Source organism: Sporosarcina sp. Y838, assembly GCF_056786515.1.
The window spans coordinates 66,564-80,860 of sequence record NZ_JBXCJD010000007.1 but is presented as its reverse complement, the minus strand read 5'-3'; the positions used below and the strand labels follow the sequence as shown (position 1 = coordinate 80,860).

The following is a 14,297-nucleotide window of genomic DNA, read 5'->3' as shown; positions in this document are numbered from 1 at the left end:
CCCCCTTTTAGATAAATCCATTTAAGTAATGTTTTTTAATTTCTGTTTGACCTGGTTCTTCGTCCGCTTGTTTCGATACACCGCGAGCCTTTTCCACCGAATCAAGTCGTTCAGCGAGTGGAGCAAGAGCATCCTTTAAAACATCTTTAAATTGCTCAAGTACTGCATCCTTCTCTACCACTTCTGGTTCAGGTGCTTCTTTTTTAATTTCTTTCTCAACCGCATCAAGACGTTCTGCAATAGGTGCTAGTGCATCTGTAACGGCTTTTGTAATGTCTTCTGCTTTCATACTGTCTTCATCTCCCTCAGGTGGCTTACCCACCGCTTTTAATATGTCTTCTTCGATTAATACTTCTTGCGCAATATCAACAAAATCTTGAAGCGCTTCACGGATTTTAACTGGATCTGTTTCCATTTTGCTGTCATAACTGTCCCAATTAAAAATCGCAGTGTCCAAAGCATCCTTTATCGCCCAAAACTCTCGGCGCCTGCGATTTTCGTTGTACTTATCAGCAACCACGCCTTTTTCAACATCCGTTTTACCCGTGAAGAAGCTTTTCACCAAATTAAAAAAGCCCTTCGCTTCGTCGTCTTCGTATTCAGACTTCGAAACAGGCTTTTCATCTTGTTCTTTTTCGATTGTTTCAGCGGTACCAGCTAAAGAATAACCAGTGTAATTGCCTTTTTGAATTGCTTCCCAAATTTCATCGGACGCTTTTGTAACCAAAACCCATGAACCTTTGGTGATTTCTTCTTCGCCAATCGTGAAATCAGCAGGGGCAATGTAGGATTCAACTACTTCACCGACACCAGATTCAAAATCATGCTGGGTATCAATGTTACGGGCATCTTTTACAAATCCATGCGCCGCCTTTTCAATTTCAGCAGCAGTCATGAAATCCCCATCAGTATCATGCGTCGATTCATCGTCAGCGCTACCAGGTGAGTACACAATCCCATATACGAGTTGCTGTTCAGCTTCATCTTTATTGACGAATACCTTCACTTCTTTTTGAAATGTTGGTTTATCAGCTGATTTAGTGAGGAAGAATTGCTTTTTGTTGGCTGCCTTACCGACGTACGAAACGTGTGTAACGCTTGCGTTGACTAGTTCTCTTGCCATTCATTTTCACCCCCTTTCAAAATGTATTTTTATTAGAACCCTACATACAAACCCGCAATTAAAAAGCACAATCAATAATTGATTGTGCTTTTTAATATTCATATTTTGTTCATATCCTCAATCAAAACCCTTCACTTTCACATATGCTTTTATAAATTTCCTCTTGGTCGGGATTCCCTCTGAAAAATGATGCCAATTCAGACCTTAAATGTATTGGAGGATAACTCGTTTCAACTGCTTTTTTTACAGCTTCTGCAATTACATTATCAAACCCATAGTTTTTGATATAATATAGAACCAACTCTTTATTTCTATTTCCCCATTTAAAATCATGTGCTATTTCTTTATCCTTAAAAGCACGTTTATAAAAGTAATCAAAAAACTTTTTATCTTTTAAATGCATGGAGTCCAGTTCATTTACAGTTTCAAAAAACATACTATCACCAAACACATCAGAATCTACCGAATTAAACATGTGTTCATAAGCCTCGTTCAATTGATTCTCTGTTATTAAATTATTTCTAACCATTGCGATAAATGTGTAATAACTCCGCGGGAGTGAGAATCCTTTCCAAAGCTTCCTGAGAAATCGATCTTGTCCTGTAAAATATCTAATACTCTCAGGCTTATATATTAAAAAACTTCTTAGAAACAAATTATTTTCATCGTCTACTAAGAATTTAATTAATATTTCATTATAATCTTCTGGTAATTTAAACAACTCTTCCCAAAGTGATATCGTTTCAACTGATATAGCAAAACCTAGTCTGACTCTTTTTTCATCTTCAGTTAATTTAAGCAGTTTTTCTAGCAAGCCACGGAATTCTTCCAATTCAATTGCGGATACTATACTTTGTACTATGGGAACAATATCAGCTCCCGGCGGAGTTATCATGGGATTAAAGTGATCCTTAATTTGCTCTACAAGATAGGCCGCTCCACCATTTACTACAAATTTTTGCATGTTAGATTGTAAATATAACCAAAAACTTTCAACGTGGGAATAACTTATCAAATTTCCTTTAGCGTGTGCACAATCGTTCCTACGATTTTTCCAATAAACATATTGGTCAATTGTATCTTCAGTTAGATTAAATACGCTTTTATCAGCAGCTTTAATTTTCGTCAGTTCGAAAACGCTAACATCCCAACTGTCATCTTTATTTAAATCTTTTTGTCTTTTTAGCCATTCTTGTTCGGCATACCCAGAAGGAGTTTTTGATGCCTGAACACGTTTTTTTATTTCGGTTTGTAAACCTAAATAGGAAAACAACAACGAGGCCCTATAAGCATTCGCTTTGTAGCACTCGATACTTTCTAAGAAAAGTTCTTTCGCTTCCGAATCAACACCTTGACTTTCAATCCAATCATGAAATTGTAATCTCAAATTAATCACCATACCTTCTATCTTTATGGTGATTAGTGTACCAGATTAAATATTCATAGTTTTATTTATTTTATCCCTTCAAAACTTCCTGCCGTATCGCTTCCTTTTCTTCTTGCGACAACCCAATTATCTTCTCATCGACAACAGGCCCAATTGTACAACCGCAATTAACTCTGTTGAACGCCGAAAAAGATGTATCGCGAGGATATAACCCCTCTTCTCCATCAACGTCGAAGTATTCATCCACCCCAACTTCAACACCATCCATTGCAACGTGCGTCATTCTTGGACTAGTCTTTGCGAAGCCGCTATGTTTCCACTTCTTGCCGACAACCGCAGGACTCTGGGAGAATGACTCAAAGTTGGCTCGACTCGATGCAGTAAGTACTTCAGTTCTTGCCGTAGCCCTAGCACGCTTCCTATCAAATTCCGGCATATCTTTCAGTCTTAATTCAACCTGAGCGATAGACTCACCTGCATTAATAGCTTCAATCAACTGGGTTTCAATCGCCTTATGCGTATTCAACTTCATGATTTCTGCTAATTCTTCGGACCATGATTCGATCCAGTCAGTTGTACGCTTTGAAAGGACATTGAACGCAACATCTTTGTCAATCGACTCCATGATAATCTTCGACAGGCTTTCAGTCGTGTTCGTTAAGAATACTGCCGCCTCAGCCCCAAAGAGAATAGCAAACTCATCCGCCGCAAATATATCATTCTGAAAGTAGTTCAGCATTGAGCCTAGCGTCTCGTTATCATCCTTTGATACGAATGCTTTAAGTTCATCAAGGAACAGCTTACGTTGTTGCCTGAGTAGTTTTGCAGTCATTTTTTCGAACCCTTCGACCAGACCAGGTATTTCTTCTAACTCAGGAGCGTCAGGAAGATCATCTATAAAGGATTCTTCGCTATCTTCTGCTTTTTGGATTAGCAGATTGATATTCTTAAGGAGTCTCTCAACCTTATTCATGACTGCATCTCCAATACATCTCTGAGGTCCTTTAAAAGATTTATAAGCTCAGCTTGATCATCCGATTTCGCGACTTGAAATCCACCCAATGTAGCAGTTTGATTTTGCATTAGCATTTGAATCGGAACGTTGTATTCATCACCGAATGGCTCAATTCTCTTACCGAGAACTTGTCCCAATAGTCCACGTAAATCATTAGGAGCAACAGCCCCCGCTTGAATAAACGGTGCAAGAACCTTCGATATCTCCACTGGATCATGAAAGTCAGCACCCTTTATGGACAGTTTGACGAACTTAAAGCCCAATGGCTCCAAGAACAATGCATTCAATGTACGGGCCAATGTCTTTCTCTCAGGTTGAAATACCTGTTCTTCTGTCACTTTGCGGGCAGTATCAGCCGTGGCTCTACTAAATTCTTGCGCCTCTCCTGTATAAAGTGGTGGCAATCGGAAAGATGAACGGATTTTCTTTCTTGTATTTTCATCGTATTCAAGGAACAATGCATCTTGCTGCAGCACTTCAGCTAACGATTTGATTTCAACCTTTACAGGAGTAACCTTTTCATCACCGTTAATCATCTTTTCCTCGACAGTACCCATCGCTTCTAGCAACAGAAATTTATGAGCATTGTCAGTGCCTTGCAGGTCGTTCATATATCCTTGTAATGCTTCGTATGACGTATCATCCAACTTGCCGTTACTTACTGTGATAGCAGCAGGGATATGTCTTCCATTCTTGAAATACATAAGATTCAATTCTTCAGCTTTACGAGCGCCATATAAACTGATAAGATTCCCAATCCACCGAGGCTTCCCGTATGTCTCAGAACCAATCTTGAAATGAAATATTTCGGTTGCTGCCAAATGTTCAGGTACGTTCTCATCAAACTTCCCAGTAGCAAGATTCATAATTCGGGGATCGCCATACTCTTTGAAGAATACTTTCTTTTCATCAACGAGTTGAACGTACTTCCTGAATCGTTTCCACCGCTTCACTTTCTTTTCGATACCATTTTCATAGATGGTGTATTCGACTTCTTCTGGGACTGTCTTTTTACACACCCTCATGTTTTGAGAATCAACGTATTCAATGCCCACGGGGTCATTCTTGCCGTCCCTCAGAATCTCCAAGTAACCGTTCCCTGTTTTCTCTTTGTCATCGATGACATAGCCAAGGACAATCTCGGGAGACTCATCTAAATTGAGATAACGAATGAATTCATCTAAACGGGTCCATTCAGTTTCAGCTTTAGTTTTTACCTCATTAGCAATTTCATCTGAATTTACGTCCATCTTATGTTCAGCTTCTACACCAAACCCAACGATATTCGTTTTGTAAGCATCCACGCATTGTTGCAAGATAGATGAGTATTCAGCAATTAGCTTTAACTCTTTCAAATTGTACGGGGGTTCAAGAATATCGCCATACGTGTTAGCAAAGTCATCATTATAGATTTGGTTGGTCGTAGGAGACACTGACGCCTTTATGACCCTTGCTCTCACTGTTTGTTCCGCCAAAGTCATCTCCTCCTTCCTTTTGGTCGTTCTGTTTTAGTACGCCCTTGCGCTACTTCTTTGAGGTCCGCGACTTCGTAGCCGTCAAGGCCATACCATCCTGCGGAAAATGTATGTGGGTCAATTTTGAACTCATCTGGAATGATTTTGTCTAATTTATTCATCTTATAAGTGAGGTTCTTCCATTCACGAACTGTGTTTTCACATGCGTCGGAACAGATGATTTTTTTGAATCTCTTCATTTTCTTCGTGTTCGCCAGACGGGAGCCGCCGTATTTCACAGCACCGAACATATTAAATCCTTGCTGCCTAAAATACTGAATTGTTTTCGGTTCAGCAGAGTCAGCAATAATCTTCTCGCCGCTTTCCTTAAATTCTTTCAAGTCTTCTACTGTTGCATCATCAGTCTTTCCGTTTTTATAATACTCCCAATAGATATAGAGATATTGTTTTTCAAGATCAACAACCATCCTTAACACGGCATTGAATGAATCAGAGAAACCAAAGTCCATACCGACTCTGTTCATTGGCTTGTTGATTGCCGCGATTGCAGTCATCACATCATCGTGCGCCACCTCTTCGAATTGAGGGAGCACCTTAGTTCCACTAACGCCAAATTGACCTTTCCGAGCAACACGGTAAAGGTCTGGGTCGTAGTTCTTCATGTCTTCCAGTTGGTCGATGTAACTTTGTGGGAGGAATACGTTGTCGTCCGCCATTGAATGATGGTAAAGAGTGTTATTAACCACAACTGTACGCTGTTCATATAATTCACTGTCATCCAAGACGTGCTTATTGTTCTGTTCATCGATAAAGAAATGGGTGAACGTCCAGTTATCCTCGGCTACAGGGTTTGTAGAAACAATCATGTGCAAGTCTAGAGTAGGATGCCGCAATCGTCCGATTAATTCCTTGAAGCCTGAATACTTAACCTCACTGCCTTCCTCAATCCAAACAATAGAAACATTATTAATAGACTTTAGCTTGGCTGGTTTATCCATCCCTTTGAAAATGATCTTGCTGCCGTTAGGAAACCGAATCTGCATTGGGGAACTGACGCATTTAATCTTATGGTCTAGTTCCATATCGGCTATGATTTCCTCGAACAACGAAAACGTTGAGTCCCTGTGCGTATCATAGACTTCACGAACGACGAGCGCTGTCCGTTTCTCCTCAATAAGCTTTAGGATGATTTTGAGTGCAACATGATAGCTTTTACCACTACCATAACCACCAACAAGGAATTGAAAGTATTGGTCCCAATCAAACAGAAAGTCTTCAAAGTGAGGGGAGACCTCTTTTACAATCATGAATCCTCACCTTTTTCTTTACGTCTGATTAGGATTTCGATTGGATTATCATCATCGCCCTGATTCGCCTTCTGTTGAGCCAACTTCAATTTCTCTTCTTCAATACGACGCTTGAAGTGGTCCGGCACCATATCGAAGTGTTTGGTTAGGAACTCCATCGCTTTCATTCTGTCTGCCAATTTAACGACCACGCCATCACGGCCAAGCTTCACTTCTGATATGATTCCACCATCTACTACGTCAGATTCTTTAAAGTCAACGAATCCTTGTTTGTAGGTGATTGGATTGAAGTTGTCATCGAGCATTATTGCGCCTGTTTCTGGATTTCTTTCAGACTTCTCTATGCTTCCGAATTCCACGAAGTCTGTGATATCAGCAAAGGCAATCTGAATGTATTTATTCAACACGTCCATCGCATCAATGAAGATACCCTGTTGCATTTCACCTTTGAGTCGTCTGATTTCTGCAGCAACCTTAGGAATTCTTATCAACCTGCTACCTTCTACATGAGCACTGTTCCTGCTGTATCCTGCCTTGATTGCTGCCATTGTCTGGTTAAAGCTCTTAATGTAGTAAATACAAAAAAGCCTCTGCTTATCGGTTAAATCATCCGACTCTACAAAGACTTCTTTCGGTTGCATCCTTTTCGAAATGGTTGCATCCTTTTTCTTTTTAGTTGCATCTTTATTAGATGGACCTCTTACCCAAGCTTCGCGACTTTTCCTACTCTTCAAAGTTCCAAGTTTCACATCATGCTTTTCAGATAATGCAGCAAGGGTTATTTTTGTTGTTTCCCACTCTTTCTGTATCTCTTCCCAATTAGGCACATCACATCACCGTCCGCCTCCTTTATTTTCAGGAATAGAAAAAGCAACCCGAAGGATGCTCTTAAATAATTTTTATTCTGTTAATAGACTGTAAATCGCTTTGATTTGTTCTCCTGCATTACTAGTATTCTTTCCATTTGAATCTTTTTTGTTATGAAACACTATATCAGCACCATCTTTAAATTTGATTTGAATTTCAACTTCTTTGTCTTTACCTAACGTCAATTCCACATCCATAATGCTGGATGTTTTCTTATTTACTATTGTCACGCATTCAAGTTTACCATCTTCATCTTTGTTTAATTTAACAATCTTGATTTTCTCTTTTCCAATGTAGTAAAGTTTATCAGTTAACTCTTCAGCATAAAAACCTTTGGCATAAAACACGGAGTTCTCATCATTAACTTCTACTTTGTGATCATCTTTTAAATCACTAATAAATTCCCTTAAATAAGATCCTTTATATCTGTCAAATCCAATCATAGAATTTAAGTAATCTTCAAATTTCATATTTTTCACCTCCCATTGACATTATTCGCCAAGAAAGGTGTAAATCCTCTAAATCTCATAAATATCACACGTATGTATGGGGCTGGTAAGAGGGGTCATGTCGCTCGCACGCACCCCCTCTTTAATTCTCCCCCTCATATATGCAGACTTCGTATATCAAGCGTATATCATAGTTTTTTTATCCATTCTTTCTTCAATCTTATTTTTGGCTCTGCGTATGGATTGTTGGACCATGCTTTTACTAACTCCTAGCTCGTATGCAATTTCTGACATACTCTTTTTTTGTCCGATGTGGAGAATATAACACTGCCTCTCTCTCAAGGAAAAAGAAGAAAGAATATCCGCTAAAATAACCTTTTCTTCCCGAGTCATAAACAGATGCTTTTTATTAATGCTTTCTTCTTCAAGTTGCTCCGCAATATCCGGAATCAAATCAATATTTTCATATGAACGCCTCTGATAAACTGCCTTTTCATCGACCCCTCGAAAAGTTCCTGGTTGCCGTCCAGTAGTCATCCATTCGAGTGAATATGTCATACTTTCAATCATGCTGTTGAGCTGTTTCAAATCATTCATCTCAATAGGGTTTTCTCTGTCAACTTGATCCGCACGCTTCCTCAAATCCTGCCTGCCCTCGATATACTCCGGAACCATTTTATCCACCCAACTCAACATGAAATCCCCTCCTGGTTGTGAAATTCTTGATATCTAGGTACAAAAGTTGTAATCATTAAAAGGCAACAAAAAAGAGGACATCAAAACAGCGAAATGCTGCTTCAATGTCCTCTGGTTGGCCAGGGGGACGACTTAATCCTTTATAATGTCATGTATTCTCTCTATTACCTCGAGAGATTTATTGTTTGCACTTCCGTATAAAATCTCACTTCCTACTAAAGAATAGCCATAACCTGGTTGATATAAATCGCCGGATAATTCATAGTCTTCTTTGCGATAAGGTTGTTTAAAAGTCCCAATTGCAATTAGTACAATTTCACTTACTCCTTCATGCTTTAAAATGTTTCTAACAGTCTCAAAAGATGTTCCGTTTGTAACATAATCATCTAAAACACATACTTTTTTCCCTCTCAGCTTTCCTATATACTTCGGATTCAAAGTTATGGAATCAAAATGTCTTTTACATCCGATTTTAACCCTTTCGTCACGTGACATACTCGTAGATTTTTTAGATCGGCTATGTCGGATGAATAATTCGTCCCGTTTGTTGTTTTTCACTAGATATCTAGTCTGTCTTGCAATCTCATATATGTTGTTGTCATTCGCCCCCGTTGAAGAAGGCACTGTCATCCAATAATCTACATCATTAAAGTATTCCGACCCGATGATCATCGTTAGATAATGAAAATAAACAGCGTACTTATAATTCTCCGCTCCATGCTTTAAAACACCTCTATATTTGTGAATCATTTCCTCCTCTTTTTTAACTGTATAATATTTGTTAGCGTTCGATACCGCTATTAACCTTGTGTTTTCATCAATGGGAAAATCATAAAAAAGTTGTGTCTTTATATTTAATATATCAATACATTGTATTACTTGGGTGTGACTCTTCAACTTAAATCCATAAGTCTCGATTTCTTTATCTACGCTATTTACCCACTGAGGATTAATTAATAATATTTTATTATTTGCCGCAATCCAAACATCTTCTTTTACAGCCCCCAATATTAGCAGACCTTTGTTATTATTAGTGAATTTCTTCGAAAGGACGGCCCTATTCCCATATCTTATTCCGTGACCTTCTGGTAATACTTCATCTATAATTTTTTCATACTTCAATTTAGTTCTTGTTATAAGAACTAAATTGATATCAAGATTTTTGACAGAATCAATTAGTTCATATATTTCATCCCGTATTTCATCAGATTTATCAAAGAAAACATTTCTTGATATTAGAATATTAAATGCCATTTTTAACCCTCCCTTTTATTAAACTCAACTGCATTAAATTTTTGGATATAATTCACAACTTCTTTATCTAGCAAAGATTCGTCATAATAAATTTTCTTCTTAAAATTAAATCCTTGCCGCACTGTATTGAGTGTCCCACTTTTTATTTTCGCTTCGATAATTACAATTTCATCGCTCATTTTTGCTACAATTGTATTTCTGTCTAAAAAACTAGATTTATATGTGTTTTCAAAAGGTCCGATAGTAGTTAAAGCTAGTCCATTATTTTTTATTATCTGGTTGAACAACCCTTCATTCTCTGCCGGATAAATCTTATCAAAAGAAGAAGGCAAAACAGCTACCGTCATCCCTGAACTCTTGATTGTTTCCTCGTGAACAATAGTATCAATCCCTTTTGCCAAACCACTAATCGTTACCCAGCCAGACTCTACATATTCCTTCACAAATACCCTTGTTTTTTCTTCAGCGTATTCAGTTGAATTCCTCGTACCAATAACCGCGACTTTTTCTTGATTTTCTTGTAAGAGAGCCAAATTTCCGTGACAATATAAAAATAACGGTTCTTTACCTAGTGGAAATAAATAATTAGGGTAGTCGTCATCATATTTGTATAATATTTTAATACCTTTCCTTTTATATTCATTCATTTTCGTTGTGAATTTATCCATGAATTTTATTAATAAATTTATATCCAAAGACAACTTTCTCTCTTTTTCCGAATAAATATCATAGTACTTATTATGAAATGGATGACTCTTACCGTAAATTATCTCTATTATTAATTCTTCATTTTTATAAATGGTTTCTAAAGTTTTATCTGTAAAGCCGAATTGTTTTAGTAACAAAAGAGAATTTCTAGTATTATTACTCAAAACTCCTCACCTTCTTCCCTTCGCATCCGCTTCACCTTCCCGGAATGCGTCACAATCCGATATTCACCGTGTTCAGGTAGTTCTCTCACTTTCGCAACACCCTCTGAAATTACTACCACACAGTTCATTGGTAGCTCCATTATACCAATTCCCAACAATAATGCATCTGTATTAAAAGTAATGTCTTTGTTCACCAGGACCCCTCCTTGTGATAATATTAAGTCAGCTACGACGGGAGAAGTCCTGTCTTTTTTTATTGCCCGAAAATACCCGTCCCTCTACTTTTAATAACCCCTGCTTCTGCGCGATCAATGATTAGTAATGCAATGTCCAAATTCTTGCGACCTAACTTTCTAGCAATGTTAGAAAGACTTGCCCCGTCCTCCCACATCGCATAGAACTTGTCCAATTCCCGTTCCTTAAATATCGGATTTAAATTGATTCGCTCGTCATCAAAAAGATAATACATACCCCTACCTCCATTCACTCCTTCACAAATCTCTTCGCATACTGCAATTGCTGCCAAACATACGGATCATCATGATTACCGCCATCAGCCAACCAATCTGTAATGCGCGCATGAATGTCCTGCAATGCTTCAAGTGGTATATGTTCTGCTATCTTTGCTATTTCATTTATTGGATTCATTTTGTTCACTCCTCTAGTTGCTCGCCACTTTTTTACTTGCTCCTTCACACCCAGAAATATGTCTGGTAGATTATTCAGCAAAGGGGGTAATACCATGTATTCCACAAAAGATATGAAGCGCCTGTACCACGAAGAAAAATACCCCGTGAAACAAGTTGCTGAAATTTTAGGTTGTAAACCAAGTCTCGTGGCGAGCAGGTTACGCAACAATTTGAGGTATCAAAAAGAAGCAGGCAGGATTCGATCTATTCGTTTGCATTTTGGAATCGTTCCGTCGGTTCTCAAGGACAGCAAGTGGTTGGACGACTGAGCAGGGATTCCCGGCTCTTGCGCCTTATTTTCGTACTGTGTACTTTTAAAGCTCGGTTTTGTAGGCGTCAATCTGATTCCAAACCCATTCTTTGAATTCTTCCTCCTCGTCTTCTTCCGTGTAATCACTTGGTAATTCAACAATTTCCTCGAACTTAACGCCTGCCGCAAAAGTAATCGCTATACTGAATAAATGCTTTTTCAAATTTTTCACTCCTACTCTTTATGTGTCTACTGTGTATTACCAATAAGACAATTCGATTATCACTAATCAGCTGAATAAAATACGATTTTTCAGGCATATTACAGGTGACCCTTCTTTTTCAGGGAGGGAGGTGATACACCATGGAAGAAACCATTTTCAGAATAGCTCTAGCCATTTTCAAAGAGTTGTTTGGTTGTTGATTTTCTACGTGATTTTCAAAACGTCTAGCAACAAGAAGAACCCCGCCGATAGGTATGGTTCGGACTAGGAATTAAATCATAATATGGAATATAAACATACATAAAAAGTCACTTACTCAATCGCCCATACGCATAGCCTGTCACCATTAATGTCACAGCAATAACAACTACGACAATCCCTTCCGAAAACGTGATTAACGTCATTTTGGAACCACCTTCCAACCTGCCTTCAACATTCGTTTCAGCTCTTTTCCCCCAAATTGGTCAAACACCCAAGCACGTTGAATACCTTCTAAGCGTGTCAGTAACTGCCATGGTTGTTGATTCATACCTTCATCCCCTTAAAGTGATTTAAGATAATGCAGCACGTACCCGTTCCCTGATTTGACCAAGTCACACTCAATTTCAAAAGCAACATGAGGAATTGACTTCCTGCCACCGTCTCTAGCATCCTCCCAGTAGATTTGAAGGATCTTGAACGGCAACAGATATACTTCGTCTAACTTCGTAAATGAAACGAGCAGGAATGACTGTGCGCCTTTTTGATGCCATGATTTAAGCAATTCATATTGATGCTCCGAAATGTTGCCTAGCGGAAAACTTGTCCGTATAGATGTTTCCTTAGCATCAAATACAATCGCCCTACCGTCGCTAACACCTGAGTAATCAACCCACTCCGGCTTTTGTGTGTACCCAGTGACTTTCCCCCGAACGTTACTTTGTATTTGCACGGGCGTCGGGATTTTACGAATGTCCGCAACGCCCTTATTGCGATACTGTTGATTCGTCATGTCTACCAATCTCTCAAGAACTGCACCACGGTTCGCATAAGAAGAACTGTATGCTTTCCTCATCGGGCCACCTTCTTCCTGTTAAAGAAACAGAGGGGGACTAGCCCCCACCTGTTAATCAATAATGTGTACTTTTTTATCTTTAATTTCCGAAGCAAGATTCGTTTCAAGATATTCCGCGATGTTAGCCATTGCATTGAGCTCCCAAGCCCCGCCATCCGCTTCAAACAAACCGACTTGCGCACCCTCTTTTAATCTCAGAATGAATTCAGATTCGGGTTGTGCTACCTCGACAAACGTTCTGAATGGTTTTAATTCCACTGGATTAGGCACACTTTCAACTCCGACGGTTGCAATACCCGTTTTCGCCGTGACACGTTGCGTTATACCGTCATCACTCTGTGTCACTGAATTTTCCTCCATGATGGAACTAATTACTTTCAAAACACGTTCTTTATCGACGTTACTTACAAAGCACGCTTGCAGCATAACGTTGAAACTTTCACGAGACATATAACGCTCGAATGTGACATCTGGAAGCAACGCTTTTGCCCTTACATAAGTACGACGGTCGTTCACGTCATTTAGTGCATCGAACACACTAACGCTCGTCGGAGATTCCACATGAATCATTACCGGGCGTTCGTGGTCAAAGTTTGATCTCACATAATCTACTAAACCGGAAAGACTGCGTATGCTGATGGGCTCGACAGGTTGCTCCTTATCGAGTTCCGTGAGATTAATAGTTGAGTAAGTTTTCCCGTTTGCTTCCACAAGTTCAGGGCGTTTCAATCCAAGTAGGTACTGAGTAAATTCTTTTAACATATAGTTTCCTCTTTTCTGTTTTTGGTTTTTTTATTTAAAGTTAACAACTTTAGAATTCCCGGATTTATCGTTGATTTGTTGACCGCGATCATCTTTAACTTCTCCATCTTCATCGAGAAATATTTGTCCTGGAATCCCACTTTTCAATTCGGCACCTGTAACTTTACCGTTCGTGTCGTAATCAATGAGAATCGAAGTTTCGATTGCGTTAGCAGGCACTATCGTTGATTTAGCTTGAACAGATACACCTGCTAGACTTCGGTTTTCATTTCCTTTTAGCGTCACTGTCAGCGTAATCTTGCGTGCTTTCTTAGGGTCTGTGTTCGGGTCCGCTATGTTTTCAAGGATTTCACGCAAAGCGATATCGAACCGTTCCTCGATTGCTCCATTTGCGAATGTCGATAAATTCACTACTTTTTTCATATTATTTCTCCACCTTCCGTTTTTTCCTTCACTTGCTCCGCGATTGCGGATGCTACCGCTGCAACATGGATCAATTCCGTATATAAATCATCCGCATCCGAATCTTTACTAGCAATGCTGCCCTGTTGAATGGCCTGGCATCGTGACGTTGCAAGCCCCACTTTTCATTTTGTCGTTCACGTTCAATTAGCACATCCGAGTTCACTTTTCTCATGATTGTCGTTGTCGTTACTGTTTCCACTACGTAATCCCTCCAATGTTTTCCTAGCTGTTTCGCCGCCGTCCATTTCGATTTTCACAATCCTTCGTACACCTCTGAATTCACCGAGTTTGTATTTGTAATTGTTTTTGTCAGCGTAAAAACTGAGCGTTTTCTGCAACTCTTGATTTTCCAATCGTAACTTTGCGTTTTCCTGCTGCCATTTCCATTCGTGATTCACAGTACTCACCC

General features: G+C 39.1%; 21 protein-coding genes. 1 reads left to right on the top strand and 20 read right to left on the bottom strand.

Translation table 11 applies throughout. The annotated features are described in order from the left end of the window. Positions 1–7 precede the first annotated feature (7 nt). From AC1TO4_RS11720 to AC1TO4_RS11660, 13 genes are all read right to left on the bottom strand, one after another. The gene (locus tag AC1TO4_RS11720) at positions 8–1,123 is read right to left on the bottom strand and encodes an XkdF-like putative serine protease domain-containing protein (protein ID WP_482105470.1); all 1,116 of its coding nucleotides are present in this window, start codon (positions 1,121–1,123) and stop codon (positions 8–10) included. Positions 1,124–1,244: 121 nt separating this feature from the next. Continuing rightward, complete coding sequence (locus tag AC1TO4_RS11715) at positions 1,245–2,522, bottom strand: hypothetical protein (protein ID WP_482105469.1); 1,278 nt, start codon at positions 2,520–2,522, stop codon at positions 1,245–1,247. A 58-nt stretch (positions 2,523–2,580) separates the two neighbouring features. Continuing rightward, positions 2,581–3,483, bottom strand: coding sequence for a phage minor head protein (locus AC1TO4_RS11710; protein ID WP_482105468.1), 903 nt, complete (start codon positions 3,481–3,483; stop codon positions 2,581–2,583). Beyond that, a complete protein-coding gene (locus AC1TO4_RS11705; RefSeq protein ID WP_482105467.1) occupies positions 3,480–5,000 on the bottom strand; it encodes a phage portal protein in 1,521 nt (506 codons plus the stop codon). The genes AC1TO4_RS11710 and AC1TO4_RS11705 overlap by 4 nt, the downstream gene beginning before the upstream one ends. 2 nt (positions 5,001–5,002) lie before the next feature. Then, on the bottom strand, positions 5,003–6,307 hold the full coding sequence (locus AC1TO4_RS11700) for a PBSX family phage terminase large subunit (RefSeq protein WP_482105466.1): 1,305 nt from the start codon (positions 6,305–6,307) through the stop codon (positions 5,003–5,005). Then, positions 6,304–7,134, bottom strand: coding sequence for a terminase small subunit (locus tag AC1TO4_RS11695; protein ID WP_482105465.1), 831 nt, complete (start codon positions 7,132–7,134; stop codon positions 6,304–6,306). Before AC1TO4_RS11695 ends, AC1TO4_RS11700 begins: the two co-directional genes overlap by 4 nt. A gap of 72 nt (positions 7,135–7,206) precedes the next feature. Beyond that, positions 7,207–7,644, bottom strand: coding sequence for a hypothetical protein (locus AC1TO4_RS11690; RefSeq protein ID WP_482105464.1), 438 nt, complete (start codon positions 7,642–7,644; stop codon positions 7,207–7,209). A gap of 156 nt (positions 7,645–7,800) precedes the next feature. Continuing rightward, positions 7,801–8,319 carry a sigma factor-like helix-turn-helix DNA-binding protein gene (locus tag AC1TO4_RS11685; protein ID WP_482105463.1) on the bottom strand — a complete coding sequence of 173 codons (519 nt, stop codon included), beginning with the start codon at positions 8,317–8,319 and terminating at the stop codon, positions 7,801–7,803. Between the two features lie 132 nt (positions 8,320–8,451). Continuing rightward, positions 8,452–9,573: a phosphoribosyltransferase gene (locus AC1TO4_RS11680; protein ID WP_482105462.1), complete on the bottom strand. Its 1,122-nt coding sequence runs from the start codon at positions 9,571–9,573 to the stop codon at positions 8,452–8,454. Between the two features lie 2 nt (positions 9,574–9,575). Next, positions 9,576–10,445, bottom strand: coding sequence for a DNA-processing protein DprA (locus AC1TO4_RS11675; protein WP_482105461.1), 870 nt, complete (start codon positions 10,443–10,445; stop codon positions 9,576–9,578). Further along, a complete protein-coding gene (locus AC1TO4_RS11670) occupies positions 10,442–10,639 on the bottom strand; it encodes an XtrA/YqaO family protein (protein WP_482105460.1) in 198 nt (65 codons plus the stop codon). Before AC1TO4_RS11670 ends, AC1TO4_RS11675 begins: the two co-directional genes overlap by 4 nt. 59 nt (positions 10,640–10,698) lie before the next feature. Next, a complete protein-coding gene (locus AC1TO4_RS11665; RefSeq protein ID WP_482105459.1) occupies positions 10,699–10,914 on the bottom strand; it encodes a helix-turn-helix domain containing protein in 216 nt (71 codons plus the stop codon). Between the two features lie 14 nt (positions 10,915–10,928). Beyond that, positions 10,929–11,093, bottom strand: a complete 165-nt coding sequence (locus tag AC1TO4_RS11660) for a DUF6877 family protein (RefSeq protein ID WP_482105458.1) — start codon at positions 11,091–11,093, stop codon at positions 10,929–10,931. A gap of 94 nt (positions 11,094–11,187) precedes the next feature. Here AC1TO4_RS11660 and AC1TO4_RS11655 point away from each other — a divergent pair, with 94 nt between their 5' ends. Then, the gene (locus AC1TO4_RS11655) at positions 11,188–11,403 is read left to right on the top strand and encodes a hypothetical protein (protein ID WP_482105457.1); all 216 of its coding nucleotides are present in this window, start codon (positions 11,188–11,190) and stop codon (positions 11,401–11,403) included. Positions 11,404–11,448: 45 nt separating this feature from the next. On the opposite strand, the gene AC1TO4_RS11650 is transcribed toward AC1TO4_RS11655, so the two are convergent. The 7 genes from AC1TO4_RS11650 to AC1TO4_RS11620 all read right to left on the bottom strand — a co-directional run bounded on the left by AC1TO4_RS11650 (position 11,449) and on the right by AC1TO4_RS11620 (position 14,286). Then, positions 11,449–11,607: a hypothetical protein gene (locus AC1TO4_RS11650; RefSeq protein WP_482105456.1), complete on the bottom strand. Its 159-nt coding sequence runs from the start codon at positions 11,605–11,607 to the stop codon at positions 11,449–11,451. 400 nt (positions 11,608–12,007) lie between these two features. Further along, positions 12,008–12,136, bottom strand: coding sequence for a hypothetical protein (locus AC1TO4_RS11645; protein WP_482105455.1), 129 nt, complete (start codon positions 12,134–12,136; stop codon positions 12,008–12,010). Between the two features lie 12 nt (positions 12,137–12,148). After that, positions 12,149–12,661, bottom strand: coding sequence for a Holliday junction resolvase RecU (locus tag AC1TO4_RS11640; protein ID WP_482105454.1), 513 nt, complete (start codon positions 12,659–12,661; stop codon positions 12,149–12,151). A gap of 51 nt (positions 12,662–12,712) precedes the next feature. Further along, positions 12,713–13,423, bottom strand: coding sequence for a hypothetical protein (locus AC1TO4_RS11635; protein ID WP_482105453.1), 711 nt, complete (start codon positions 13,421–13,423; stop codon positions 12,713–12,715). Between the two features lie 30 nt (positions 13,424–13,453). Next, the gene (locus tag AC1TO4_RS11630; RefSeq protein ID WP_482105452.1) at positions 13,454–13,846 is read right to left on the bottom strand and encodes a replication terminator protein; all 393 of its coding nucleotides are present in this window, start codon (positions 13,844–13,846) and stop codon (positions 13,454–13,456) included. Further along, positions 13,843–14,007, bottom strand: a complete 165-nt coding sequence (locus tag AC1TO4_RS11625; protein ID WP_482105451.1) for a hypothetical protein — start codon at positions 14,005–14,007, stop codon at positions 13,843–13,845. The genes AC1TO4_RS11630 and AC1TO4_RS11625 overlap by 4 nt, the downstream gene beginning before the upstream one ends. Positions 14,008–14,028: 21 nt before the next feature. Beyond that, positions 14,029–14,286 carry a hypothetical protein gene (locus AC1TO4_RS11620; RefSeq protein WP_482105450.1) on the bottom strand — a complete coding sequence of 86 codons (258 nt, stop codon included), beginning with the start codon at positions 14,284–14,286 and terminating at the stop codon, positions 14,029–14,031. Positions 14,287–14,297 lie beyond the last annotated feature (11 nt).